This is a genomic window from Actinocorallia libanotica (assembly GCF_039525175.1).
Classification (GTDB): Bacteria; Actinomycetota; Actinomycetes; order Streptosporangiales; family Streptosporangiaceae; genus Actinocorallia; species Actinocorallia libanotica.
On the sequence record NZ_BAAAHH010000050.1, the window covers coordinates 14,420 to 41,302 of the forward strand.

General features: G+C 63.2%; 15 protein-coding genes. 3 read left to right on the forward strand and 12 right to left on the reverse strand.

Going from position 1 to position 26,883, the window contains the following annotated elements; translation table 11 throughout:
- Positions 1-245: 245 nt before the first annotated feature.
- The 3 genes from ABD140_RS35655 to ABD140_RS35665 all read right to left on the reverse strand — a co-directional run bounded on the left by ABD140_RS35655 (position 246) and on the right by ABD140_RS35665 (position 7,212).
- A complete protein-coding gene (locus ABD140_RS35655; RefSeq protein WP_344246638.1) occupies positions 246-3,854 on the reverse strand; it encodes a tetratricopeptide repeat protein in 3,609 nt (1,202 codons plus the stop codon).
- Positions 3,855-4,840: 986 nt separating this feature from the next.
- Positions 4,841-5,506 (reverse strand): GntR family transcriptional regulator, encoded by a 666-nt coding sequence (locus tag ABD140_RS35660; protein ID WP_344246640.1) that lies wholly within the window; start codon positions 5,504-5,506, stop codon positions 4,841-4,843.
- 161 nt (positions 5,507-5,667) lie between these two features.
- The gene (locus ABD140_RS35665) at positions 5,668-7,212 is read right to left on the reverse strand and encodes an NsdA family TPR-like regulatory protein (protein ID WP_486303355.1); all 1,545 of its coding nucleotides are present in this window, start codon (positions 7,210-7,212) and stop codon (positions 5,668-5,670) included.
- Here ABD140_RS35665 and ABD140_RS35670 point away from each other — a divergent pair.
- Positions 7,114-7,521, forward strand: a complete 408-nt coding sequence (locus ABD140_RS35670) for an ATP-binding protein (protein WP_344246644.1) — start codon at positions 7,114-7,116, stop codon at positions 7,519-7,521. The genes ABD140_RS35665 and ABD140_RS35670 overlap by 99 nt on opposite strands.
- An 889-nt stretch (positions 7,522-8,410) precedes the next feature.
- Here ABD140_RS35670 and ABD140_RS35675 read toward each other — a convergent pair.
- From ABD140_RS35675 to fxlM, 4 genes are all read right to left on the reverse strand, one after another.
- Positions 8,411-9,553, reverse strand: coding sequence for a lanthionine synthetase LanC family protein (locus ABD140_RS35675; protein WP_344246646.1), 1,143 nt, complete (start codon positions 9,551-9,553; stop codon positions 8,411-8,413).
- On the reverse strand, positions 9,550-12,315 hold the full coding sequence (locus ABD140_RS35680) for a lantibiotic dehydratase (RefSeq protein WP_344246648.1): 2,766 nt from the start codon (positions 12,313-12,315) through the stop codon (positions 9,550-9,552). Before ABD140_RS35680 ends, ABD140_RS35675 begins: the two co-directional genes overlap by 4 nt.
- A gap of 6 nt (positions 12,316-12,321) precedes the next feature.
- Positions 12,322-12,486 carry a hypothetical protein gene (locus ABD140_RS35685; RefSeq protein ID WP_344246650.1) on the reverse strand — a complete coding sequence of 55 codons (165 nt, stop codon included), beginning with the start codon at positions 12,484-12,486 and terminating at the stop codon, positions 12,322-12,324.
- Between the two features lie 110 nt (positions 12,487-12,596).
- On the reverse strand, positions 12,597-13,787 hold the full coding sequence (gene fxlM / locus ABD140_RS35690) for a methyltransferase, FxLD system (protein WP_344246652.1): 1,191 nt from the start codon (positions 13,785-13,787) through the stop codon (positions 12,597-12,599).
- 1,089 nt (positions 13,788-14,876) lie between these two features.
- Here fxlM and ABD140_RS35695 point away from each other — a divergent pair.
- Both ABD140_RS35695 and ABD140_RS35700 read left to right on the forward strand, forming a co-directional pair.
- Positions 14,877-15,281, forward strand: a complete 405-nt coding sequence (locus tag ABD140_RS35695; RefSeq protein ID WP_344246654.1) for a hypothetical protein — start codon at positions 14,877-14,879, stop codon at positions 15,279-15,281.
- A gap of 101 nt (positions 15,282-15,382) precedes the next feature.
- Complete coding sequence (locus ABD140_RS35700) at positions 15,383-16,933, forward strand: protein kinase domain-containing protein (RefSeq protein WP_344246656.1); 1,551 nt, start codon at positions 15,383-15,385, stop codon at positions 16,931-16,933.
- A 1,163-nt stretch (positions 16,934-18,096) separates the two neighbouring features.
- On the opposite strand, the gene ABD140_RS35705 is transcribed toward ABD140_RS35700, so the two are convergent.
- The 5 genes from ABD140_RS35705 to ABD140_RS35725 are packed head-to-tail and all read right to left on the reverse strand — an operon-like array spanning position 18,097 to position 26,616.
- A complete protein-coding gene (locus ABD140_RS35705) occupies positions 18,097-19,104 on the reverse strand; it encodes a hypothetical protein (protein ID WP_344246658.1) in 1,008 nt (335 codons plus the stop codon).
- Between the two features lie 17 nt (positions 19,105-19,121).
- Positions 19,122-20,261 carry a hypothetical protein gene (locus ABD140_RS35710; protein WP_344246660.1) on the reverse strand — a complete coding sequence of 380 codons (1,140 nt, stop codon included), beginning with the start codon at positions 20,259-20,261 and terminating at the stop codon, positions 19,122-19,124.
- Positions 20,218-24,678, reverse strand: a complete 4,461-nt coding sequence (locus ABD140_RS35715; RefSeq protein ID WP_344246662.1) for a coiled-coil domain-containing protein — start codon at positions 24,676-24,678, stop codon at positions 20,218-20,220. Before ABD140_RS35715 ends, ABD140_RS35710 begins: the two co-directional genes overlap by 44 nt.
- 1 nt (position 24,679) lies before the next feature.
- Positions 24,680-25,504, reverse strand: coding sequence for a hypothetical protein (locus ABD140_RS35720; RefSeq protein ID WP_344246664.1), 825 nt, complete (start codon positions 25,502-25,504; stop codon positions 24,680-24,682).
- Positions 25,501-26,616 carry a hypothetical protein gene (locus ABD140_RS35725; RefSeq protein ID WP_344246666.1) on the reverse strand — a complete coding sequence of 372 codons (1,116 nt, stop codon included), beginning with the start codon at positions 26,614-26,616 and terminating at the stop codon, positions 25,501-25,503. Before ABD140_RS35725 ends, ABD140_RS35720 begins: the two co-directional genes overlap by 4 nt.
- Between the last annotated feature and the right edge of the window lie 267 nt (positions 26,617-26,883).

Sequence of the window (26,883 nt, forward strand, 5' to 3'; positions counted from 1 at the left end):
CTTCACGATGAATGCAGGACCCGAGAAACCATGAGCAAATCCGCGGATCATGAGTAATCGTCCGTGGTTGATGGACAATCTGGGTTTACACCCATGGCCGAGCCATGGAACCTAAGCGACCGAAAATCCCTGAGATCTCTATGCTCAGAGGCCAGCAGCCCCTCCCGTTCCCGCAAGCAGATCACCTGTGCGAGTACGGTGCTCCGGTGATTCCTCCCAGGCCGATGGCCAGACGTTCTAAAACACTAAGGGAGATCGACGCATGGAGCGTTTTCGAGAAGTGCACTGGGCGAAAAGCGCGCGATCGGTTCGAGGAGAGATATAACATCCGGGGTTTCGGCGAGTGCTTCACTCAGTAGCCAACGACGGCGGGCAGAGTCGGCTCGTTGGGCAATCTCGGCAAGGGTCTGTGCGCGTAGAGCAGAACCAGTGATGGACCGGGCGATTCTCTCCGCCTGTTCTGTTCCTCCTGCTTCCGACCACGCTGATGCGAGAGCCCTTGCACCCGTCTGCAGGAGAGAAGGTTCGAGAGTTCGGTAGGCGGATTCCGCCCGTTCGAACTCTCCGGCTTCAGCCAGGGATTCAACCAGCTTGTTGACACCCTGTATCTGATTGACTATGTCAACAGTAGAATTTGCTATCGCCTCAGCGATGTCGAACTGGCCCGCAGACACCAGCGCTTCGATGGCGGCCTGGCACGCGTATTGTCGATCCATGGAGTTATCAATCGAGCCGATCACCTCAACCACTCGGGAATACTCTTTCACCAGCACGAGAACTTTCACATGGCCTGCGATGGCAATGGCTCTAAGAAAGTGTTCAGGGAGGTTGTCGATGAGGCCCTCAGCCATGCTGATGATGCGCTGCACAAAACCGGTATCGCCCGCCTGGATGAGTACCGGCACTAGAGCGTGGAGAATATGAATTCGGGAAATAGGATCGGTGACGGATTGAGCAGTGGTGGTCTCGACCTCCTGGACGATCTCCAGCGCATGGGAGAACCGACCTCCTTCCATCAGGGACGGGAGGATGGTGATCAGCGCACTCTGCTTTACGACCGGGTCTGGGATGGAACGAGCAGTGCGCTCCGCGTGATCGAGTTCGTTCAGCCCGATCAACACAGAGACGAGAGCACTCAAGTCAGCCGTTTGTGTGCGGTTGTCGGCAAGGAGTCCAATCATCTCTTCAGCAGTGTGGATGACCGCTCGTACTCGTTCGGGTTCATCCGCTTTGAGCCACGCGGTCATCAATGAGATGACGGCCTGCACCCGGATGACAGGGTCGGTCGGTGAATAAGCAATCGTCTCGGCTCGCTCATATTCACCCTGCTGGACCAACCCGGGAATCAGGGAGACCAGGGCGTGCGTACGTGCGGTCGTGTCAGCGATACGGTTGACGGTTTCTTCTGCTCCACTGAAGTCGTGCGTTTGGATCAGCGCCAACGCGAGGGTACCAAGCGTACGAGAGCGTTCAGCAGGATCATGGTTGGAGCGGGCAGCCAATTCGATGCTCTCAATGACCCGCTGCGCTCGGCTTCGGCGGCCGGCCCTTACAAGTGCGGGCACCAAGGTACTGAGTGCACGATCCTGCACGGCAGTGTCAGTGACGGACCAGTGGATTTCTTCAGCCGCCTCAAGGTCCCCCATCGAGACCATCTTCGCCAGTAGCGCACTGAAGGGTTCAGAGCGGTCGGAGGCTTCAGTGATAGCATTGGCCGCAACTCTAGCCCTAGCGAGATCACCCGCTTCGGTCAAGGCCGATGATAGTTTACTAAATGCCTGGGATCGGAGATCTATTTCGGTGAAGGCGACATGCTCAACCTCACCGCAGATCCGATGAGCACTATCAAGGTCTCCTGCTGTGGTGAATGCGGGTATGAGAGCACACAGCGCGTAAATCCGCATATTCGGGTCTGGAAGTGATCTTGCTGCGGCTTCAGCCCGATCGAGTTCTCCCGCCTCGATCAACGCTGGGACCAAGGCTTGTGATGCCTGCAGTTCGGCGTAGGGTTTCGGCGCGGTGAACGTCACTCTCTCCGCTTCCTCGAAATCTCCAACCTGCACCATCGCTTCGACGAGGATTCGCCATAGGAAGGCGTCTCCCATCATGTCTCCAGTAGACTGGATGGCGCTCTTCGCGCGGGAAGCCTCCCGAATATAGACCAGCATGGATACCAGCGAGGTTCGTGTTTTCTCGCGAGTGAACGGATCGGGGGCGGAGTTCGCTACTATTTCGGCAGTACGGACCACGCCGAATGCTTCATCGAACTGTTGGGCTCTAACCAGCGCTCGTGTAAAGACATTCACTGCGCTCAACCAGGGAAATATATAGCGAATTCGGAAAATTATCTGCTTAGCGCGGTGGAATTCGCCGGATGTGCAGAAGGACGTTACGAGGGATTTTAGAGCCCAGGCCGTGTCTTCGGAGTCGTCTTGAAGGGCGTGCCCGATCGCCTCAGCCCGATCCAGTTCGCCTACAGATACCAGAGCCGTGATCAGAGACGCTTGGACGAACGCTCGGTCGGCTGGGCTGGTGATCGAATGAGCTACCGCTTCGGCTCTGTCTACCTCCCCGACTTGCGACAACGCGGCCACAACGGAGCTCAGCACATGCGCGGGGAGGGAATGATTTGTTCCAGAAATGGAAGTGTTATCGGTTCCAGCTGTTGCGGCCAACGCTTCGGCCCGAGCGGGATCTCCTACCAAAACGAAAGCCTCAGCCAGATTCCTCTGTGCTTGCATCCGTGCGGCCGGGTCAACGATGGATCCTGCCAAGGATTCGGCACGGTCCGGATACCCGAGGCGCGCCCAGGCAGCAGGAAGAGTTGTCGGGATCTTGCTGTTGCGCCAGGTGAGATACCGGCGGGTCAGGGCAAGGCGGAGACACACTGCCAGATCGGGAACTGGACTGTGGTTAATGGTGGTCTGGGTAGTAGTGATGTCGGTCAAGGCAGTTGCGTCGCCGCCGCTGACGTCAAGCATCCGGTCGAGTCGCGCCCTGTCGACCACCAACTCGATCATTCGAGAAAGGTCATTGTGCTTATGAAGAAAACGGAAGTAGCCGCGTAGCAGGTATTCCGGTGTTCCTATCGGCCACCCTTGGCTGCGGTAGGTGTCACACCAGGTGTGGAGACGTTCTCTGAAACCTGCCAGGACCTGCCCACCGAGGCTGGCAAGTGCGTTGGCCTGGAGTTCCTCGTGTGCCAGGACGAACACGTCCGGGGCGGTGCCGGGCTGCCAGCGGCTAGCGTGGCCGGTAAAGGTACGTCCAGACGGCCCTCGCAGGACTTTCTCGATCTTCCACGGCGGGGCGTCTATCAACTCAGCGAGGTCACGGATGCTCAGGCCTCCGCCGGCAGCCACCACGAGGCCGAGAACCTCATGCGCCACCCCGGTGTCCTCAAGCAGATTCTCGAGTTCATGGGTGACGACATCACGGATGACATGCGCGTGGTCAGACGCGGTGAGGGTCTGGATGATTCCAGGGTCACGCAGAGGATGGTGGGCAGGAACGTCAGTGGGGATCGGTGGGGCTGGTCTACCTGCCACGATCACTTTCAGCCCCTCGGGTAGCCGCACGGGGAGAAGCGCGGCAATGCTGTGGGCATGTCGGCCCTCGGTCACCCCCCGATCCTCATCCAGCCCGTCCACCAACAAAACCAGCCGCTCACCAGCCTCCCTACAGACTGCGGCCGCTTCATGAAGAAGCTGGATGAACCTAGACTGCCGCATCGCCTCCGGCAGAAATGACGGCTCTGGATCGCCGGTAATCTCTGCAAGTTGCTCCAGCACAACGTCGAGGAACGCGGCACGGTCAGACTGGTCAGCGAGTCGGGCGGTGATGAAGAATGACACCACCCGCACGCCCCGAGGCGGATGTAGGACAAACCACAACATCAACGCCGACTTGCCGGACCAGGCTGGAGCCCTCCACCACACATACCTCGGCGATGACTCAGCATCGTTTCTACAGAAGGAAGTGAGGTCCGCGAGCTCAGCCTCGCGATCAAGCAGAACCGGAGGGGCAATGCTCTCCACCATCCGCAGATAAAATGACCGCGCCGCCCTGGGCGGCCCCCCAGTGTCTGCTGACCCACATGCTGGGTGGACGTGGAGTTGGGCTCCATCCTTAAGGATAATGCCTTGATTGCCGGTGATTATGTCGCCCTCTTGGGCTTGATTGAGGTCGCGACCAACGTTAGTGCCGGTGACTTCCTGTCTGGTATCAGGGACACCTTCTCGAGGTTTACGGAACCACGACATTAGGGAGTGGGTTCCTGGGTCTGGTTAAGATCGCCGGTGACCTGGGTGCCAGTGACCTCTTGGGTGCCAGGAGAGGCCATGGTCTGGCCTACGGAACCTCCGACAATCGTGTCTTGAATGTTCTGTCGTCCGTGTTGAATTGGCCCTGGCGCGGTGGTGATAGGGAGCCACCATTGGATGAGGCCCCCGAGTAGAAGTAGAACGGCTCCGCTGACCCACCAACCGATGTTGCTGTGGTCGGTGAAGAAACCTGTGGCGAGGTTGACCATGGCGGCGATAAGAACAGTCCCTGCCGCACCGAGCAGTCGTTGAAGTCTTGGACCCATCACTGACCTCCCTGGCAAAACGAAACCCGTGACTCCCAGTATCCCCAACGGAGCGCGGGTCTCGCCACAAAACGGTATGGGGGCGCTGCTGCTCTGCGGCCCGGAGCCGCCGCATTCGATCTTGCACAAGTGTGAAACAAGGTACCTACCTCTCCTTAATGTCCCGGCCGGAGAGCAAGAGAGACATCCGTTCATGCCGCCTACTGAGCGCCGTAGGCTTTCACTGCGAGTGCCCAGTAGCAGGAACTCATGTCAGGTCTGTGAAAGCACTCGTCGTCCACGACCAGGCAGATTTTCCACCAAGCCCTCAGATTCGAGCGCCGCGAAAGCGCGGCTGACCGTGATACGAGCAACGCCGTACTCGGCCGCGAGCGTCGGCTCTCCTGGAAGGATGCTGCCGACCGCGATCTCCCCACTGACGATGGCTTGCCGAAGACGTTCCGCAACCGAAAGCGTCCTGTTGGATTCGCCTGCCAAGTCTCCAGCGAACCATCCTTGGCTCTGGACAGCCGAGATCAGTTTCTCACCCTCAAGAACGGCCAGAGCCTTCCGCACGGTCCCGGTAGAGACTCCGAACCTCTCCGCGAGGCCATCGACGGGTTCAAGCCGTTCCCCCGTCGGCGGCTTTCCCTGCGCGAGCTCACGGCGGATCGTGTCGGCGACCTGCTCGTACTTCTTGTCTGTACGAACAGGTGCACGGCCGGTCTCCGAAGTCACGAACCGACCGCGGCCCTGTTTCGCCTCGATCAGGCCATCGTCTTCGAGCTGAACCAGCGCCCGCCGGACAGTCGTCCGAGAGACCTGGTAGATCTCCGCAAGAACCGACTCTGACGGAACTGCGCTCCCTGGTGCGAGGTCACCGATCTCGATCTTCCTGCGGACCTCTGCAGCGATCTCGTGGAACCCGACTCTCGGCACGGTTCTCGCTACTCCTGTGGCTGGTCTAAAGGCGTCTTGTCAGAAGCACATCGTACGCAAGGTCCAGCCACGTGAGGCGGCTAGCATCCTTGGCCGGATCGAATGAGCCGAACGTATTCGTTCCGTCCACCGCCCCGGGGAAGAAGCATGAAACCGCCCCGTCAGTTGGACTCGACCTCTTCGCGGAACTCCCTAGCAAGTCGATCATCGGGGAGTTTGTCCAGGAACTCCTTCAGTTCGTCACCGACCCGCCCAGAGTCGATGGATCGGAGAAGGCTCAGGGCTTCCCGACCGGTTCCGATGGCCGTGTCCAGCTCTCCGAGTGCGAGCTGGGCCGTGCCGACGACTGTGAGGGCCAGGGCGTGGTCCCTGGGGTACTGATGGCCGTCCAGGTCGATCCACTCGCGAAGGTTCGACTCGACGTTCTGGGGCTGCTCAAGCTGGAGCATGGCGAGATTCGGCTCGATCGTCGTGGAAGGGCGTTGCATCCAGTAGATCCAGGTCGGATCGTCCTCTGGACGGCGCTGCTCCCAGTGCTTTTCTGCCCGCATCAGGGCCTTCGCCGCTTCGTCGGCCTCCCCGAGGTTCGCGTGGGCTCGGACTCTCCATGTTTCGAGCATCGCGTGGACGGTTTCGGAGACATGACCCAGCGAACCCTTCGCCGCGTCGAGTAGAGCGATGGCCTCGTGGCCATCACCAGCGTAGAAGCGCTGCATCGCCCAGTTCGAGAGGATGTAGATCCCTCCGTCGACGTCATCGGCATGCTTTGAAGCCCGAAGGCCCGCGTGCCAGTACCTCTCGGCCGCTGCGGGCCGACCTCCGTCGAAGGAGCCCCAGCCGGCCATCCGGCAGAGACCCCCCGCAACGGCGTACAGGCGCCGTTCGACATCGAGACTGTAAGTGCCCCTGCGGAGCATCGAGACGACCATCGAGAGATCGGTATCCGCGAGCCGCGCGCTCTGCGCTCCGCCTACGTAGTCGTCGACCACCCAGAGATCCGCCAGGCGGCGTTCAACCGTGGCCGCCAGTTCGGTGTCGATCCGGCCGCCCTCAACGGCCTGGCGCACCTTCTCGTCAGGCGGCAGCGTGGACGGGTCGGTCCACCCCTCCGCGATGTGCGCGAGTGACGCGTCGGTGAGGATCAGAAACCCTCGCCGGTCATCCAGTGCTCCCAAAGTTCCTGCCAATGCCTGTGCAGCGGTATCAGCCGTCCAAGGGTCCGCGGTCCGCTCCTCCATGAGGACGAACAGCAGCCAGGACGGCCAAGGGTTCTTATCTACTATTCGACGAGGTACCCCGAGTTCTTTGGCCAGAACGTACTGTGCGGCATCTTCTGGCCGAACACCGCGTTTCTCCCAGCGGTTGACCTTCTGCCTCCACGAGGCCATGTTCCGCCCGTCAGCGATCAACATCGCGACGTCCTGCTGAGACCATCCGCGCTGCTCACGGATGTATGTCAAGGGGTGCTCGGTCAGGCCATATCCCATTGAAAGTCTCCGCCCGTGCATTGCGAGGCTACACGAGGCTACTTCGAATGTGTTGAGTGCCGCAGCCTTCTCACGCTTGTCTGTAAACAGATCGAGACGGAACGCGTACGAGGATGAGCGATGGCCCCCATGATGACGACGCACCGCGAAGAACTGAGACAAACCTGGCCCATGTCGAGCAAGGTTGTGGTCGGCATCGCCCGCGATCTCGCGGCGCATCGCATGGGGACGTGGGGAGTGCCCCAGAAGGTCATCGACGACGTTCTCGTAGTCGTCAGCGAGGCCATGACGAACGTCTTCAAACATGTGAAGAAGGGGCCGGTGAAGCTGCACCTGGCCCACCAGGGCGACGCTGTCCTCGCCGAGATCTGGGACTGCTCGCCGATCGCACCCACCCTGCGGCCTATCGACCCCGACACCGAGGGCGGGATGGGCCTGCACATCATCGCCGGCCTCACCGAGAACCGGTGCGGTCACCGCTGGGACTCCGGCGGCAAAACGGTCTACGGCTTCATACCGATCCCCTGAACTGCCCGGCCGACGTCGTTCCTGCGGAGGGGGAGTCGCGGATTCGTCGGCCGGGCCAACTCCTCCGGGTGGGTGGTTCTACCGGATGTGTGCAACCACCAATGGTCACCGCCCACCCGGAGGCTGCTTCGCCACCGCGCGCATGCTCAAGCGAACAGGACGGCGGAGCCACCTCACGGCCCCTATAAGGGCGCCTGAACGACCTTCCGGCCGCAGTATGCCGTCGACCCCTGCTGCGGTTGGGAGGTCCACAGATCCTCGGGAACAGGGCCGCTGCAGATCCCGAGGTCTGCCGCGGTCTCGGCATTCCCTCTACCGCTGCCACTCCCTGGTCGGACGGTGTCGCGGTCACAGAGGAACCTGCCGGGGCCGCGCTCCTTCACCACGCCCAAAGAACGAGCACCTTCAGGATGCTGAGCATTGGGAGAGACCGGATGCTTCGAGGTGGACCGCGCTTCAATGAATGGATGTGGTCGGCACCGACGAGCCGCCTAGTGGAGATCAACCCTCGGTCGCCCGCGCGAGTTCGGCGACTGGTGCTCGACTGCATTCAGACTGTGGATCCGGGACAGGCTGAGACAGTCCCATTGATGGCCTCGGTGGAAGCCGCAGTAATACGAGTGCTGAGGATGCAACCCGATCGGGCATGGGCGACGTGCTGGACGAGGACCACAGACGAGTTCGCGTCCGTGACGGTGGTGGTCAGCGCGGTCGGCGCATGCGTGAGGCCCATCGACGACTCTTCCAGGTTGCTGACCGCCGACTTTGTACGGTGCGTAGGTTCCCCGGGCCGGTTGTTGCTCGCACTGACCCAGAACGTCGGCGTGCCTTCGCCGGGCGCTCTCTATCAAGGAATCGCATTGGAAGGAAGTGCGGTGCCCTCGACGTTCTAAGCGGGTGAAAGAAGAAGGCATGCCTGCCAGCCCTCGTTCCGATGAAGACGGGGCTCAGCCTGTTCTGTGAGCGCCAAGGCGACTCCGACAGCCCCGAAAAGAACGCCTGGTGCCTTGGGGATCAAGGTGGTCGTCATGGCGGAGTACGCCCTGTCATGGGCAATGGAGCTCCTCGGGACTGAGACGAGGATTCCGGCATGGCCGTGACAGATATCGGGGCCTTCCACGTCCCAAGCCGGCTTGGCGTCGAGGGCCTTGAGCGCGTCGTCGGCGGCCCTCGTCCATGCAGGACGGTTCAACACGTTGGCTGCTGTCCGGAGGGCGTTGGTGATACCGGGGGTGCCGTAGCACCAGGCGTCGCGGCGCCCTGGGAGAGGAACGCGCTCACCGGTGTCCATCTCCTCGCCCGTGACCTCTGGCGGCCAGTCACTGTTGGGGGTTTGCCATTCCACCAGCCATTCAGCGGCCCGTTCGATCGCATCGGCCTGAAGGGGGACCTCGCGATCTGCTCGGAGCGCGGCTGCGAGAAGAGCCAAAGGGCCAGCTATGCCGTGAGCGAGCCCGGTGTCGGCAGCACCTGATCTCGGTGCGTCCTGGGAACGGAGGTGGTGCTCGGGCAGGATCCACCAGCCTGGCCTTGGCTCGCTGCGGGGGTCGAGAATCATCGCGGTGAGGGCCTTGAGGGCGGCGCGCAGGCCCGATTCAGCGTCGGGGTAACCCGTGACGTTGGCGGACAGGAGGACTCGGCCTGTGGCGGCGAGTCCATTGATCGCGTCGTAGACCTGCGGAAGGTTCGCGGCCTTCTGTGCGGTGGCGGATGCTTGAGCGGAAAGCCAGCGGACGGCCCGGCTGACAATGTCGGACTGTCTGGTGGAAGCCGGTAGGTAGAGGTTTCCAAGGATCAGCGAGGCAGCGACTCCGCCGGCAGGCTGGTGGATGCTGGAGCCGGTGCGGGGTGAGGTTCGAAGAGCGCTTTCCCAATGAAGGGCTGCAGCACGGGCGAAGGTCGGATCAAGGTGGGAGAGGCGGGCGTGCAGGAGAGCCGTTCCGGCGAGTCCGGATAGTCCGGCTCCGCCGATGGCGGCGGCGTCCGTGGTGAGGAATCGTTCGGCGATGGTGAGCGCGAGGTCGATGCTCATCGGGTTCGCGCCAGAAGATCGATGGCGAGCGCCCGGATCAATGGCTCGTCGGTGTTGGAGGCGATTCGGTTGACGTGCATGTGGACGAGAGAGGACGCGCACGCGGTCGTGGACTCTGGGGTGAGGGCTTCGCGATAGGCAACGAGCGTCTTGTGGCGGTCGGTCCATGCGTCGCCGTCTTCGCGTTCCATTCGGGTTCTGGCGCGGAGCCGCTCGTAGTGGGGCCGTGTCTGCCGAGTGGTTCTGGCGCCTCGCAAGGCGGTGCGGTCGCCGTTGGCGAGCGTGGTGACGATGTCGGCTGCGGATTGGGCGGCCAGGACGAGGCGATCGTCAGAAGTCCGATTGAGCGCGCTGAGGACGAGGTGACTGTCCGCGGCGAACACGAGCTCGGCTTTCTCGATCGCGTTCGTGCCTCCGTAACGCTCGATCTCCTGGTCGTAGGGCTCGATCGTCAGGCCGCCGGCCATACGGCGTGTGAGGAGATCGCTGCACCAGACAGATATCGAGGGCAGGAGGTGGCCGGTCAGGATGCGTGGGTCTCCGTGGAAGCGGAGCCGGAGATGGGGACCGTGCGTCGGGTTCGAGTAGCGCAGCCAGAACCATAGATCGAGGTCGTGACCATGGTCAGTGATTACCTGGCGCAGTTCGGCCAGGATTCTGTCCTGGTGGTGGCGGGGTGCTGGGATCGCCAGGGACAGCCAGAGGCTTCCGGGAAGAAACAGGCCATCTCCCACTGGGCGCGGTCTCGGAGCAGGTGAAGAGGGGTTCGTGGGAGAGGTTCTTCGGAAGAGCGGGACCGCGATCTCCAGGACGTGGGATCCGTCGGGGCCGGGCAGGATCGCGTTCGTGGTGTCGGGTCCGCCGAATGGCTCGAACAGCCCGCACAGCCCTCGACGGACGTAGCGGCGCAGCAGCTCGCGATCCGTCGGGTGGTCGAGGTCGAGCGGGAGATGCCGGTCGGCCTGGTCGGTGATGACGATGCTTGGAGGGCTGGGTAGGGCGGTGGTGCGCCATCGGTCGAGGGCTTTGCCCCACTTCTCGCGGTCGCTGGCAACGTCGCGAAGTTCAGAGGGGATCGCCCAGCGGGCGGGGTGAAGGATGACCGAGCCCCGAACGACGCGAGGAGTCCAGGGTGCGTCGGTGAGAGTTCCCCAGGACCAGGTCTGCCAGGGGCGGGTTCCGGATCGGCCGAGCAAGGTGAGAAGGCGCGCAACCGGAGGAACGAGGTCAAGGGACAGGCGCGAATGCAGAACTGGCGTGATCGTCTGGTTCAGCAGGTCAGACCAAACGAACAGGCGATGCCCGTCAGAGAACACCGACAAGTCCTGCAACGGCAAGTCCGACGGGGCGCCGGGAACCCCGACAGGTATCCGGTGACAGTTCCAGCCGGTCGGCGGCGCGAGCGTCAACGCGGAACTCGCCCGTGGACGCACCACGACCTCCACCTCGTCACGCGCCCTGTTCTCCGCAGCTGACGCTTGAAGGAGGCCGTTGACGCGGCCGAGCGTCGCCCCCGCGTGCTGAGACCCGCCTCCAGGTACGACCGCGAGGCTGAGCCGACCGTCGAAGTCGATTACCCGTGTGACGATCTCAGCGGTTCGCGGAACCTCCCCGCCCTGATCGAGTTCGGCCACAACGGCATCAGGGAGGGACACCGGGCTCCCGCTGATGGCTGCGGTAGCGAGAAGACGTGCCAGCGTCGCATCTCTCGTCGAGGAGGTGGAACTCCTGCCGAGATGAATCTCGGTGACGGGGTCGACCAGATCCGCGAGTGGCACCCGACGTGATCGGCCAAACCTCTCCAAGAACGTGGCATGAAACGCGGTGAGAGGGTCGTCGGTCGGTGTGACCCGCCACAGGACGGTTCCAGCGTCAGCGGCGTCTTCGGCGAGCTGCCGCGGCAAGGTGATCATCACATCCGCGCGGGTATCGCAGACGAACGGCCGATCCCGAAACACGATGTCGTCCGCGACGTCTCGGGCAGCGACAAGAAACCCCCTACGCGCATGCGCACCGGGCAAGTGCCCATCGGCGGCTGCGAGCAGATCACGCACGGCGGAGAGCGAACGCCGAGCCTGGTGGTTTCCGGACAGGAGCGCCAGGACGTGACCGAGCGGATCGGCGGTGACATCGACGGGTAGCAGGTCGGTGATCAGGGCTCCGAGCCGGGCCAGATCGGTGACCGCAGAACTGATCGCGTGCCCAGGTGCGGAGGGGAAGGCATCGGACACAGCCGTCGTCACCTCGGCCAGGGAAGCTCCTTCCGCGCACGTCCGCAAGACGAGATCAACAGCATCGGTAGCCCGGATCGACCTCCGTTCGACGGCGCCGCCCTCGGTGGCTTGCCCTTCCCATTCCCACCGGTCATCGCTTCGGCTGAGCAGGTTGCTGGTGGTGAAGGTCAAGACCGCGAGAACGGCAGGATCTTCCAGGAGCTGTTCGGCGATCGCAGCCAGCCATGGCCCGCTCGGGTGGGTACGGGCGACGTGATGACCCCCCATCCGCAGGGTCGCGGCTCCGCCGGCGAAATCGGCGAGCGCGACCCCGGCGAAGACTCCGTGAGGGGTGGGGCGATGGCGAGCGCGTAGCTCATAACCGCGAAGGGTCGCGGTGGCTCGTTCGCCCGAAGGTGAGGAAGCAGCGGGCCGGGAGGCGAGGAAGATCCCCTCCTCGACGAGGGGACAGACACCCGCTTGCCCGGGTTCCGCTGGAAGCAGCGGAACCCGGGCAAGGGGCCTGCCTGCGGAGAACAGGCCGGACATGGAAAGTCAGTCCTCCCCGTCGTTCTCTCCGCCCTGGGTGCATCCGTTGCTGGTGCACTCCGGCGTGGCCATGGCCCCGGAGACATCGGCGATGGGCGTGACCTGAGCGTCGAGGTCGAACAGGTCGGTCGTGGTGGAATCGGTGGGCGCTGTGAGCGTCGTCTGCTTCATGTGGTTGACGGTATGCCGAGGCTGCTTGTCCGCCCCAGGCCCTGACATGCAACTCTCAGTCCCTAAAAGGATCGCGCCACAGAGAGAACCACATCCGGCAAAGCAAGCTGTCAGGATTCCAGGATGATGGACACCTGTTCGTGGCGCTTGTCGATGGTCCAGCGAGCGTTCGGCGGAGCTTCCCCGTGCGGGTGGACTTCGATCCGAGCGCGGCTGCCGCGTTCGACGTCCCATTCCCGGACGCGCTCGGCGACCTCGTCGGCCAGAGCGACCTCGTCTGTTCCCACAGCGCACACGCCGAGTTCTCGCTCATCGCCCTCACCGCGGGCGGTGAGGTAGGCGAACGTTCCGCCTTGCACGGCACCCATGCTGCCCCAGGCATACAGGGCGCGGGGCAGTCCTCTTTCGAAAGCGGCGTCCATGAGGATGACGCGGCAGAACCCGGCCAAGGTCATCAGCCAATAGTCGAGCGTCGCTTCCGGACCTGGCGGCCTCACCCCGGTCCAGACGATGTGCGCAGGCCGGCCGAGGGCTTCGGCGAGCGCCGCCTCCTGAACCTCACGGTCGTCGTCGAACCGCAGCAGCACGGAGTTCTCCCCGAGCATGATGTTGCGCTCAGCGACGCCACCAGCGCCCTGGATCGGTACGAATCCGCACTCGGCGGAGTCCTCACTCACCCACCGGTCGCCTTCTCGTCTCAGCGCGACCGAGCGGGTGAGACCTCGCATCCGCAGCGGCACCACCAAGAGGCCGTCCGGCGCGAGCTGGTCGGCCCACGAGGCGGGAACGTCCCATGCCCCCGCGGTGACGATGATCCGGTCGTAAGGTCCGCCCGCAGCGTCGCCGAACTCGCCGTCGCCGAGGAGTACACGGACCGTACCGTGGCCGGTGGCATCGAGATGGGCCTGCGCCTCCTGCACTGCTTCGGGAAGGATGTCGACGGTCGTGACGGCCCCGCCCGGTCCGACGAGTGTGTCCAGCAGGGCGGCGTTGTAGCCCGTCCCTGCACCTATCTCCAGGACTCGGTGCCCCGCCCGAACATCGAGCTGCCGAAGCATCGCTCCCACGATCCCCGGCGCCGATGCCGAGCTGAGCGCCACCCCTTCCGAATCTCGATGGGTGACCACCGCCTCGTTCCGATAGGCCGCCCGAAGCTCCGCCTCGGGAACGAACTCATGGCGAGGCACCGCCCGCATCGCCTCAGCCACCGCCCCGTCCTCGATCACGCCCGCATCGACAAGGCGCCTGACCATGCGAAGCCGGAGCTCACCGGGACTGCTCGTGCTCGTTGAAATGCTCACCCCGGCGACCGTAGCCGACCCGCCCACAGCGAACGCGGAACTCGCTCACACCGGTTCAGCGATTCCTGGCGGCCCTGGGCCCGCTGAGCCCTTGTCGGTAACCTTTCGCGATTGTGGGGGTACCACCCCAGGGACCGTGCTCCCTGCACGATCTTTTGTCGGTTATCGTCACCCCGTCATCTACCCCAAGAGGCTTGCCTAAATGCTTGCCCAGGCTGTTGTCTAAGCCGGGAAGGCGCTCGTCCTTCCTTGGGCATACGAGCCTCTGAGCTGGGTGGGCAAGGTCTTGCCGTCACAAAGCAAGACTGTTGCCGCTACAGTCCGGAACCAGTGGCTCGCCCCCATCTCCGGAGTGAGCATTCGTCCCTTCCTGGGGCGGACAGTCCCAACTGAACATGCGCCGCGGCGGTGGAAGCAGGTTGGTCTGGTGCCGCGGTGACACGGCCTCATACCTGGTGTTGGCTCGCACAAGCCGAGACTCGATCTGGGCCTCCCTCACCATCGCGTCCTTGGCGAGCGGACGGACAGGGCGGGTCTTCTCGATCATGATCAGAAGTTCCAGGCCCGAAGCCCTCCTGTCCGACCGGATGTGACACAAGAGGAACCTGAACCCCTCTCGAACGCGTACAAAGAGGCGCAGGGGCAAGCTGACAGCGAGCCCCTATCCACTTGCGAGCCCCCCAGGAGTCGCTTGCCCGCAGCCGCCCTGTAGCCGTGGCCGGCTCCGCCTACTCAGGCTGGACCGAAAGCCCTTTGGATCAGAGCGCCCGATCGCATGACCCACTCCGCCAACAAGGCGATCAGGTGCCTGTTTCTATAGCTTGCTCACGGCCCCGCAAGGGTGGGCAAGCGTCCGTCGGTCCCCAGGAACAGGTACCTGTTCCTATAACTTGCTCGCGAGCTTTCATCTCTCTGATTTTCGATCCGCCGGTGTCGCTGAGCACCGCCTCCCTCCGCAAACCCCACGCCTACCGTCGGGCCTTCGCCCTCACGGTGGACGGCATCTGAATGCGGCCTTTGCCGGTGAACCGTCGGAAGGCCGGCCACGTCCAAAGGGCGTAGGGGTCCGGGTCAGCTCTCGGAGGCGATATGAACCCACTTGCCGGCGCAGCGGCGGTCATAACCATCTGCTCGTTCCTGCTGGCGCTCTGGCAGTTCTTGGACGCCCGACGTACCCGGCAGAGCGAGCGAGAGCGGATCGCGGGGCAGAGCGAGCGGCTTCAGACTGCAGTCGCCGCGGCCATCGGCGGGGCGGAAACCGCGGACCTCATCGTCCAGCGGGCGCGCGCGGGGGCGACCGTCACCGAATTGCGGACCATCGCCAAGACCATGCGGGTGCATATGGAACTGCTGGCTCGTCAGCTCGAACGGGAACATTCGCTGCTGGAGGACTGGGAGCCGGGCAGGATGACGAGGAGTTCGAGGCCTCGGATTTGGAGGACCGGAAACGACGGCGACACGGGGTCCGCAACCACGACCCCGGACAGCGCATGACCATCGCAGCTCCGGCCGCCGATGCTCCGGAGGAACGACCGGAGAACAACCCGCCCATGCGGCTCAGTTACTGTGAACCGATCAGGGTAAGGCGGGGTGGCATGGGACTCGTCTACCTTTGCGAACGCGCAGAGCTCGGTGACGAGGTCGCGGTCAAGATCCTCAACCGCGAGCTGACCGTGATCCCTGGTCTTCCCGAAGCGTTCCTGCGCGAGTGCTTTTTCTGGCTGCAACTCGGCCGGCACCCCAACATCGCGACGGCCCTCTCCGCGCACCAGGCTCCGCACGAGCCGCCTTACCTCGTGCTGGAGTACGTCCCGCGTTCTCTACGCGACGTACTCAACGACCGTCCGCTCAGCCTAGTGCAGACTGTTCGCCTCCTGATCGGCGTCGCAGATGGGCTCGCCCACGCCCGTGAGCATCTCCCCGGATTCGTCCACGCCGACCTCAAGCCCGAGAACATTCTCATCAGTGCCGACGGGACGGCGAAAATTACCGACCTGGGCCTCGCCAGGACCCTCCGCGCGGCCACCAACGCGAACCCGACATACAGTCACGTGGGCGGCGGAGGCACGCCGCTGTACATGGCGCCCGAGCAGATCCTGAGCGGCGTCCCCGCCGAGGCGAGCGACGTCTACGCCATCGGATGCGTGGCCCACGAACTGGTCGCGGGCGTGCCCGCCTACGGAGTGCCGCACAGCGTCGAGGACTACCTACTGCGCCATCTGCACGGCGAGGCAGTTCCTCTGGACAGGTTGCGTAAAGACACGCCCGGGGACCTCGCACGGCTCGTGACGGAGATGCTCGCCAAGACCGCGGATGCCCGTCCCGGTCTCGACCGTGTGCGGAGCGTTCTGCGAACCATCGCCGAACGGATCGACCGCCCCGTCGCCGTCCCCGAAGGAAAAAAGGTCGTTGTGGGCGATCGTCTCATGGCGGCGCAGGGCCTGGTCAACCTGGGCTACCACGACGACGCGCTCCGGATGGCGCGCCGGCTGGCAGGGGAGAACCGGGGGGCCCACGAGATCCATGCGCGCATCATCATTGCCCGCGCCCTGAGTGAGCAGGAGGAGTACGAGGCCGCCTCGAATGAGCTCGACACCGTCGCCGAACTCCTCGACGACGACTCCCCCGAAGCCGTGCGGGGGGGCTACTGGACAGAACGCCTACGCATCGCAGGCAAGAGCGGCGAACCGGCTACAGCGCTGGAATGTGCCAAGCAGGCCATCCAGTCTGCCCCTCGAGCGTCAATCGTCTACGCGAACGTTGCGGTGCTGTTTGAGCAGTTGGGCGACCTAGAGAGTGCCATCGAGGCCAACGAAGCGGCACTGTCCATCGCCGGGAATCTCGCCTATTTCACCAACCTGGCGAACCTACTGCGCAAAGCCGGCCGGTCGGCAGAGGTTCTGGAGGTCTGCGATCGCTTGGTGAACTACCACTCCACTCTTGGAGCGTCCTATGCCTTCCGTGGCATCAACCGCGTCCTGGCACCCGAGGGTGGCGCCATCGACGCCCGGCAAATGGGGCTCATTGTGTCGGACCTCCAGGAGGCTCTTCGCCTCAGTCCGCCCAACCTGGAGCAGACGCAGGTGCTCAGCGCGATTGTCGAAAGCCTGGTAGGCCCGAACTGGCCCAGCTACGGCCCGTCGTAGCCCCAGGTTGTGTCTGGTGAATCTTGGGTGAGACCGCGGACCCAGATCTTGATGGAACTGTTTGAGTGCTGGGCCGAGGCGTTGACGTGGCAGCAGCCAGCCGCAACCCCATGCATCCAGGCACGGCCAGACGACGTCACCGAACTATCCGATGGTGCTGCTGGCCTTGAAAGACATTGGGAGCGCACTCCAGATCCGGACTTCAGCAGTGTTGTGATCTCGGTGCTCAAGCGATCAAGCGAATACGGCACAGTTGGATACGACACACTGCCAGCAGGGGCGGGCAATAGCATCCGGTGCGGACATGGCGCTGGTGGCATAGGGTCTCGAACTGGACCTGCGGCGAGCATGCTCGGACGGTTCAAGAACGCTCAGCCACGTCCCTTCTCGAAGCGACCTCCAGAAACAGGCGCCTATTTCTACAACTTGCTCCGCCTGGGCAAGGAGTAGGCAAGCCTCCTTCCAGCACCACCCACCGCACCAAACTCCACCAGCGACCCCGACAACCCCCAGTGTCCTGGGCACTCACATCCGATGCGAAAAACTCGTACTGAATGCGAACCGATCCGGCCCGCACGCCCTACCCCCGCAGATATCTAATCCTGAGCTATCCCCCGTCGGCGTCAGCGCCCGTGTCCCGGAAGCCGACCTCCTACCCCGATGACACAGTGAACGTTTTCCACCAGCAGATCCGGGCTTGGCGATCACGTCATTATCGTGGTGGCATGTCGTTCTTCGGGCATGAAGAAACCTCCGGCAGACGGGTCAATTACCAAAATCCACTCGATCCGCCAGAGTTTTCTCATGCTGTTGTATCGCGCTTCGCTATCATTCTCGAATCAGACCCTAAAATACGCTACCGGTGTCGTGCGCCAGCACCACAGAAGCATCGGAAGAAAAGGACAGGCCCGGGCAGTCACCATTGCCGATCTACGACCCGACTTGTCATGACCACCGGAACTACCATGACTGTACCCGGCTGGGCCTGCGGAAGGAATTTATGACGGTAATCAGATTCACCGAAATTGAGTCATCACCTTGGGTCGGATGGTTGACCAGGGCTTGCATCAGATGCAAAAAATCGCATCAGGTGGGAAATCTTGGGGCGATACTGCTAGGCATGGGTGCATAGGGTCAAGTTCCACGAACACAATTACGGAATGCTAGGCCTCGGGGGACCGATTGGTGTCCTGCCAGAAGACCAATTCGCTAGGAACATATTCGGCCCCCATGTGGTGGCATGGAGTCCGCGCCTGGAGCGATTCAACAGCCTTGGCAGGAAGTTTCCGAGTGGCTCGCGGGTTGATGATCAGCGCGTTGAATGGGAATCGTCCCACGGAGCCGTAGTCGAGGACGTGACGGCGGTCGTCCCGAAGGGGACGCCCAGCAGCAGCATTGATGAACTGGTGCTGGTGACGGATTAGGACGACGGCGTCGACTGCCGGGTGAGGATGAGGACGGTTGTCCTCGGTCCGATGGAACGAACGTTCGGTAAAGAGGCCAGATGAGGACGATAGCAGCGCCGAGATCGGCTCGTTGACGTAGTCATCCCACACGACAAACAGGACGCCATGGAAGTCTGGGTCAGTCTCGTGGAATTTCTCGAACTTCTGTTGGGAGCTGATCAAGTAATCCTTGAGCGGATTGTCGCGGGGAAGCGCCTTCCGTTTCCCCAGCCTGTCAGTCAACTCTCGGGGCAGCCTGGCGAGGAGTTGAAGATCTGCGGATGCTCTGCTGTGTTGGAGAGAGTCGAGGACAGGGCACTTGACTTCGACACCGAGCCTGAAGGACTCACATTTGACGAGGATTTCGGGATTCTTCTTGCCACCAGGGGCCTTCGGCTCGTGGATGAAAGTGACTTCCTCTTTCCATTCCCATTGGACCAGGTGGTCGATGACGAGCAGTTCTGAGAGCCACTGAAGGAGCTGTTGGTAGTCGGCCATGTCTCGGTCTCGACCACTCATCCGTGCCATGCGATCGAGCATTTCGGCCGCGATTCCGGGCATTACTGCATTACATCGGAGAAGCGAGTCCATGATCCTCCGGGCGAACTCTGTCTCTCGGCCCGTCTCAAGGTAGTGCTGGAAGTTCCAGCGATACCAGTGCCACCTCTGGAACATCGGACCAGCGTAGAGGATCTCATAAAGAGCGTCCCTATCATCAGAATTCATTACTTGGCCGGATCCTTTCAGCGGATGTCCTGGTGCCACGTGGTGTCGTGGGTTAGGTGGCGGTGGTTGGCCCATTCCTGGGCGATCCGACGTCCGTCGGTGAGGAGTTCGGTCACGTTCGAGCGTTGGCTGGGTGGTAGCCAAGCGCTGAGGGAGGCTGCCGCATTGGGGGCGGCGGGAGGCTCGGTGCCGCGGCGGGGACGACCGACTCGGAGGAGTAGTTCGTACAGTGCCGTCGCTGGGAGAACGGGGGGAAGGCCCGCGGTGGTGGCGGTTTGGGAAGCCTTGATGGGGATGGTGAGGCCACTCGGGTCAAGATCTCCGAAGTAGCGGATTCCGGTGATCCGATGCCTGGCGGCGATCGATCGGATCGATGCACGGAAGGAAGCGCCAACTCCCCAAGCGACATAGCCGAGCCGATGATCCGCAGGGAGCGTGTCAACGATGGACCACCAAGTGGTGGAATTCTCGATGACGAGGAGCAGGTCGCCGTGGCCGACCCGATGGAAGTGACTCTTCTCGTCGTCGGTGGGGAAGGTCTCGGTCAGAAGGGGAACCGCTGGGCGGAAGGTACGGAGCACCCTGTCGAGACGGGCGGTGTCGGAGAAGAGAACGCCGCTTCTGAGGGTGTCGAGTGTCTTTTCGGGAACAGGGAAGTCGTCGTCCGAACCATAGGTGCCGAAGACCTCCAGAGTGCGTTCACGGAGCGGCAACAGGGTGAGATCGGGGGTGCTCTTCAGCCAGGTGTTGATGGCCGCGTAGGCGGCCTTTTGGCGCGGGCCGGCCGATCTCCAGGATGCTGCCATGTCGCTGAGTTCGGGATGCCAGGACGGCATAGGAACGACCGTGGCCCGCCGCGGAGCCTTGGGAAGCAGCCAGACTCCGACAGGGAGCGGGATCATGTCGGGGGCCCGTTCCCGCAGCGGTCTGACGATGAGGTGCTGTTCGAGCCGTTGGAGGAGATGGGCCAGCACCTCCGGTTCGTAAGCGTTGTCGGGATTGCGATTCTGGATGTTCTGGAAGATGTCATAGACATCCTGAATTGGGACACGGGTCTTGGAGCCCTTGCCGAGACCTCGCTCGTCGGCCCACCGGCGGAGTCCCGCAGCTAGCTCACGTTCCCTTCGAGGGAGGGGCTTGTCCCGTGTCTCTGCCATGGTTGTAGATTCTCGCAGTGCTGATCTGCCCGGTGCCGTCGGAAGGTGGCAGAGCGTCGAGGTGCCCCTTGACACGCGCGTCGACAGACAGGTATTTGCGGGCGGACCTGAGGTCGGCGTCGTTGCGTAGCCTGATGATCAGGGGGAACTGGCGGAGGGCCTTATCGTCGAAGAGCCCAGTCGTGTAAATGAGCTGGACTCCCAGGGCTCGCGCGACGGACCGCTGGAGATCCAGAAGATAGTCGGCGTTCGCTCGTCCGATTGGATTGTCGAGGAACAAGAGCCCGGCGCGGTGTTCCAGACGTCGGCCACGGTCGTTGGCGCGGAGTGCCGCCATCGTGCAGTAGAGCAGGATCGCGGCGGTGAGTTGCTGCCCACCAGAGAAGACCTTCTTCACTCGGGAGACCCGTTCGCGTTCGGCATGCAGGGTCGTGTCGGGCTTAAGGACGAAGACCTTGATCCCCTTAGGCGTGGATGCGTGAACGGCCCTGAGAACCAGGGCAAGACCGGTGCGCTGGACCTTGCGGCTGTCGGAGGACCTCCCGGCAGCAGCCTCGTCGACAACCTCGCCGAGACGTTGTATGAGGATCTCGTTGCCCAGGAGTTCGAACTGGAATCGGAGGAACTCCTCGTTGTGCCAGTCGCCGAGGCCGCTCGGGAGCCGGGACACCCGCTGGGCGGAGCGGAGAATGCCGATCGCCTTGTCGGTTTCTCCCTTGAGGTTAGTAACGATGTTCCGGCGATGCCGTTCGGTCTGCTCAAGATCGTCGTTTAGAGAGCGGAGCCGGGGACGGAGCCGTTCCTCCCAAGGTTCGGCCCTCTCCGCTAGCCCCTCGGCGTCCGTCGCGTTGATCTCACGCTGGACGGCGGCGCCCAGCTCGGCGAACTGGTCGCTTCTGGTGAAGGTGTGAAGGGAACGCCCGGCCTTCTTCACGTGGTCGGCATCTTCTGAGGCCGCCGATCTAGCGGACCTTCGGGTGACAGTCAGGAAGGTGTGCTTGTTGGCGGCGGACGAGTAGTCGCCCTCATAGGGCGCCTCGGCGGGTTCCGCCAGATCCTCCTCGAGCGCCTTGGCCAGGACTCCGAAGTCCTTAGCCGCCTCCTCTGCACGCGAGAGCTCCCTTTGCTGGAGTTCAAGCTCCTTCTTACGTTCGATGACCAGACGCGCGGCGGCAGCGTACTCGTCGAGTGTCTGCCGGATTGCCAGATCACAGTCAGCGATGTCCGCTGGAATTGGATCGAGAAATTCCTCGATAGGCCCAGCGTCCTTGTCCTCCCACGCTTTTCGGAGCTGTTGGACCTCTTTTCGGCACACGACTCGGTGGATGAGCGCGTCCTGGTGCTCCTTGCCGGTCGCGGCTTTGGCTCGTTCGGCCAGTTCGAGTGCCGAGGTCCGGCCGACCGCACTCGCACCTTCGGGGGTCTCTAGGAGCTCCTCAGCACGTTCCCGGATCTCCGAACTGAGAGCTTCGCAGGCCATGGTTGTGACCGCGGCGGTCCTCTCCGCGATCGCCAGCTCCTCAATGAGTTCCTCACCTGTTCCGATGCGCTGGTATTGCTCCGCTGCCGCAGCGTAGAGCTCGCGCAGCACCGGGACGGACTCCGAAGGTCGCGCGTCAGAGTTGCTGGCCTCTCCCGCGCCAGGCAACGCGGCTCGTTCCACATCTAGATCTTGCTTCGCTCGGCGCTGTCGGTCGGCTTCACGAACCGCGTCGGTGGCCAACCGGTTCTCGTTCAGGGCGTCGATTCCGTGGCGCTCGGCGGTCTCACTCTCAACCTCGGCGGCTTCGAGCAGCCCCCTCCGGTCATTTCTCCAGCCTGGAATCTTGTCGGCTTCTTCGGCCAGAGTGCTGAGGGCCCGGACCCGATCGTTCAGTCTCGTCTTCTCCTCTCCGAGAGTCTGCTGCTTGGCACGGGCTTGGGAAAGCAGGCGGTCGTTCTGCTCCTTGGCCCGTTCGACGCCGGCCACGGCAGCCGTCGCTGCGGTGAGTTCCTCTGCGGCTCGATTGCGATGCTCTTCGAGCTCGGTGACACGGCTCTCGGGGTAGTCCCGCAGCCAGTCGCGGACTCTGCCCACTAGGTCGGAGTCCCGCTCTCGGGCATCCGTGAGCGCGGCGATGGCTGTGGCCCTGTCCCGGTGCCGAAATTCGATCTGCTCGTGTTCTAGTTCTGCGGCAGCCTCGTCGTAGAGCGAGGGTTTGAAGGGAAGTGTGAAGGAGGGAACGCCGGAGCCGGATCGCTCCAGTTCCTCGGTCGTGGCGACGGTTACGACCGAGGCTGATTGGTATCGCTCGTCGGACAGGATTCGGCGGGCGTCATCGATATGATCCTTCGAGTTCAAAAGGATTCCGGCCACCAGATGTGGATGGATGCGAATGAGTTCGCGCCGCCGGTCCCGGTTCTGGATCTCGCTGAGGTATCTCCATCCCGGCCAGGCTTGAATATCCTCCTTGACGAGCGCCGCGCAGGCCTCCTCCACCTCGATCGGCGGCGGGAGCAGATCACCTTCGGTGAGGGCCAGGCGGTCGCGTTCGTCCCGTGCCTCTTCGACCATGAGAGCCACGCTCTTGCGGGTGTGGTCCGCGATCGCCTCGGCGAGGGACTTCGCGAGGGTCGGAGCGTCCTGATCGAGGAGTACGTCCTCGGTCTGGAGGAGTTCGGCAAGACGGTCCTCGGCCTGGAGGAGAATACGTCGTCGATGCGCGTCCTCGACAGCGGCCTTCGCCGCGTCGTACCGCTGCTCGGCATCCTTTGCCGCGTGGTCCGCAGCACGCTGATCGGCTTCGAGAAGAGGCCTGGCATCGATGAGCTCGTTGAACTGCTTTTGGATGCTGACCACCTCTTTGGAGAGGTCTGCAAGCTTGTTCCGATTAGCGGAAAGCGTTGCCAAAAGCGTCTCGGGCCTTTCGATGAGACCGTCGCTAACCGCCTGTTCAATCCGCTTTTCCACGTTGGAGATCAGGTTGGCGAACGTGGACGCGTTCGCCCTTGCCTCGGAGGAATTTCCGATCGCCGTCTGCTGTTTCTCGCGGGCTACTGCCTCTCTGTTCTGGTGCTCTTTGGCACTCTCGGCGAGGATTGCGGCGGCGTCAGCGGCCTTCTGGGCTAGGTCGAGGAGCGCACACGCGAGAGATACGGCCGCGAGTGTTCGGGCTTCAAGGAGAGGACGCGCCCGATCATCACTTTCCTGAACAAGTGCGCGGAGCCGCTCGGCCTCGGCGGCGTTCTTGAGGTGGGAGAGCACCTTGCTGGTACTCTCCCACGCCCTGACCTCAACCTCGGCCCGGCGCGCCTTCTCCTCCAACTCACTCGTGCGCTCCTCGACCGCTTGGAGAGCCAGCACCGCCTTCTGTAGGCGCAGCGCGTCCTCACGGTTCTGGAGGGCGGAGGCTCTGAGCGTGACCTCCTGGACGGACTTCTCGGCTTCCTTCACCTGCTCCCCGAGGCCGGTCAGCGATGAGATTTCACGGTTTCTGCGGGCGGTGATCCTCCCTGCGAAGACACTGAGTGAGGCTTGAGCCCGAACCGAAGCGGCGCGTGAGATTGCGGCGCGCTCCGCGTTACGTCGCAGCGGGTCAAGGAGTGCCAGCGTTCCCTCCACAAAGTCCCGCTCCAGGAGGACGACGCCACGCTTGGCCAGCTTCTCGACATGTTCGGCTACGAGGTCAGCGAGCGGAGCCAGGTCCTGCTCAAGGAGGACAGCCTCCAGAAGGAAATCGACGAACCGCTCGTCGGTCTCCATGGTGAACGCCCGGACGGCCTCCCCCTCTCCCGCGTTCATGTGCCTCTGGTAGCGGAACAACTCCGTGTCGATGCCGAGCTTTCCTAGGCGTTCAGTCCAGTCGCGGTGGGTCCTAGGCCAGAAGAGTTCGAGGTGGGAATCCTCAACGTACGCCGCGTTCAGCTGGACACGGTACACCTGGAAGGCAAGGTAGCGGCCCTCTTCGACCACCGGGAGGTTGTCGAGGCCGAGCTTCTCGCTGGGGAAGAAGCAGTACCACTGTTCGAGGAAGTTGTCGGCGGCTGCTGAGACTGCCTGTCCCTTCCAGGCCATGGTCTTCCCAGTGATAAGCAAACGTCCGGTGACCGAGTGCGTCCACTCCAGGACCACATGGGCCACGTCCCTCGGGCCGACGAAGTCGCCCAAGGAGCTTCCGTCCGCGCCCCCGACGATGTTGCGTTGGCCTGGAAGCAGAACCGAGAACACGAGCTTCAGCAAGACGGACTTACCGCCGCCGTTCTCAAGGAAGACGACGCTGGCCGGCGATGGTCGAAGTACCTCCGACACACTCGCGAACAGGTCCTCCTGATAGCCCGTGACCGGACGGCCCGCCTTGCTGAAGTCCAGCAGGACGTTCTCATACCGTGCCCCGGATGGACCGACGGAACGAAGGTAGATGCGGGAGAGCTCGTACATCTCACTCTTCTCCAGGGAGCGTCGCAGAATCAGGTCGGCGGACGAGCCCGCCCGTCGACATGGGCGGACCGTTCATGATTCCGGTCAGTTCCTCGAACAGCCGGAGAGCCGCGAGCTCACGGACCTGGAGTTGGTACCGGCTGGTCGTCCGAAAGACCCGATCGGCCTCCTCGGCTTCGTCGTTGTATGCCGTGAGCATGCCTTCTTCGACGAGATATCTCACGACCCTGAGGATGAGCGCCTCGTTGGTGTGAGGCGAGACGCGGTCGTCCCGTGTCTCCGTGGCCTCCGGTCGACGGGCGTACAGTCGCCAGACCCGCTCTAGTTCCGGCTCGTTCTGCGGCGGATCACCATTCCCGCCGACCGCGGCCGCCCGTGCGTCCAGTTCCTTGCAAACGTCCTGGATGACGCGGTCGATCTCTCTGACCGAGACCCGCCCAACGTGTTTGTCGTCGGCAAGATCGGCAGGCTTCGGAAAGCCCAGCGCCGCCGCCGCGAGGTGGACGATGCCGTGGAGGACTCGTTCGGTCTCCCGGTGCTGGGCCTGGCGGAACAGCCGAGCGTAGGGTTCGAGCTTCGTTTCGAAAAACGAGCCCGGAAGCGGCGCCAGGACGGTGCCGGCGCTGCTGGTGATACCGATGACGCGGAGCTTCAATCCCGACGCGTAGCGGTGGACGATCCGCTCGAACTCCGGATCCTCGTCGTAGCGCCGGATGAGCGTCGTGTAGTCCACGTCGCGGTGCGGGCGGAGCCTGGGACGGAAGCCGTAGGCGACGAGCCGGCCCGCGGCCTCGATGTCGTCCTCGTCATCGAACTCAGGGTTCACCGCTCGCCTATCCTTTCGTTGTTCCGTTCGATGAGCGCCGAGGTGACCAGTAGGTCGTCGCCTCCGAAATCGGGAATGTCGAGAGGCATGCCCGTTGGGATGGCCAATCGCAGCGAGTGGTCCCCTCTGCGAACGCTTGAGAGCGCTTCTGGTGCGAAGGCGTGTAGGGCCAGTAGCGCCACCAGGTCCGGGAGATTCTCAAGATCGGATTCCACAGCTTCTGTCATTATCTCCGACAGCCTGCGGGCTTTTCCGGGGAGATCGAGCAGCCGCTCCGCAGCAAGCCATTCTTCGTCGGAGAACCCGCCGTGTTCGATCGGCGCCATGAGTTCGGGTTCCGGTACGGGCTCGGCATGCCGAAGTCGCTCGGGCGGGGGATTGAGCAGCAGGGGCACGAGCGTCGCCAAATGAACAGGGGCGGCGGCTTCGGGACCGTTGGAGGCGGTAAAGAACTGCGCGACGGGTTCGGCAGCCTCGGTGATGGCAAGTCCCATCAGTGGCTTGAGCAGGCCTCCGTAGAGGTCGATGCCGAGGCCCTCGGGCCGTCCGGAGAACTCCTGACGGTCCTGTTCTTCGCGGAAGATCGCGCGAGCGCCGATCAGCCATCGCTGCAACACGGTGTGGCGGCGAATACAATCCTCGACGATGTCGACGAGTTCGGCAGCCGCGCGCTTGGGTCCTGGATCGGCCGCCTCATCCCGCATCCGGGTGATCTGCGAGGCTATCCCGCGCTCCATGACGACACGCTCCTCGATGTGCTCCAGCGCCTCGTTCAAGAGCCCGGGCATCGCTTCCATCCAGTCCACTGACCACACGTCGCGCCGGGTGGCGTCAATCCGTGCCCGGATCTCCTCGCCGAGTTGGACCGTTCGGATTCGTGCCTGCTCCGCGACGAGCTTCGCGTCCTCAAGCCTTCCTCGCCTGATCAGATTCTGAAGCCGCACCTCGGCGGCGATCTGCGCTGACTCAACGTCCGTGTCGAGCGCGCCGACCAGCACGTTGAGCGCTTCGTTGGACGCCCTGAGTACGAGTCCGCCGCGCTCATCCCGCTGCTCCTCCAGCAGCCGGAAACGGAAGAGCCGCCTCACGTGGCGGCCCGCCTGATCGGTCACGCCGTAGGACGATGTGAATCCCCGCTCGATATTCTGGGCGTTGAGCAGGCCGTTCAGTACCCAGCGGGCTACGGCCGTCCACTCGTCCGCCGAGCGATCAGGCGTGATCTCCCGGACGTGCTCCGAGAGTCGCCCGATGACGTGTTCGTGCCCCGCGCCCGTCTCGAAGTCCTGGGCGATCGCAACGATGTTGATGTGCCCTGCCGATTCCGGACAGCTTATTTGCGGTTAGTTCACGCCGCGAGCTGCCGTTCGAGGTACTCGTTG

Bases quoted from the DNA above. Each gene is read 5' to 3' on its own strand.
- ABD140_RS35700 (WP_344246656.1), top strand. From the start codon at position 15,383: ATGGGACTCGTCTACCTTTGCGAACGCGCAGAGCTCGGTGACGAGGTC.
- ABD140_RS35685 (WP_344246650.1), bottom strand. From the start codon at position 12,486: ATGAAGCAGACGACGCTCACAGCGCCCACCGATTCCACCACGACCGAC.
- ABD140_RS35670 (WP_344246644.1), top strand. From the start codon at position 7,114: ATGGCCCCCATGATGACGACGCACCGCGAAGAACTGAGACAAACCTGG.
- ABD140_RS35710 (WP_344246660.1), bottom strand. From the start codon at position 20,261: ATGGCAGAGACACGGGACAAGCCCCTCCCTCGAAGGGAACGTGAGCTA.
- ABD140_RS35705 (WP_344246658.1), bottom strand. From the start codon at position 19,104: ATGAATTCTGATGATAGGGACGCTCTTTATGAGATCCTCTACGCTGGT.
- ABD140_RS35695 (WP_344246654.1), top strand. From the start codon at position 14,877: ATGAACCCACTTGCCGGCGCAGCGGCGGTCATAACCATCTGCTCGTTC.
- ABD140_RS35715 (WP_344246662.1), bottom strand. From the start codon at position 24,678: ATGTACGAGCTCTCCCGCATCTACCTTCGTTCCGTCGGTCCATCCGGG.
- ABD140_RS35665 (WP_486303355.1), bottom strand. From the start codon at position 7,212: ATGCGCCGCGAGATCGCGGGCGATGCCGACCACAACCTTGCTCGACAT.
- ABD140_RS35680 (WP_344246648.1), bottom strand. From the start codon at position 12,315: ATGTCCGGCCTGTTCTCCGCAGGCAGGCCCCTTGCCCGGGTTCCGCTG.
- ABD140_RS35675 (WP_344246646.1), bottom strand. From the start codon at position 9,553: ATGAGCATCGACCTCGCGCTCACCATCGCCGAACGATTCCTCACCACG.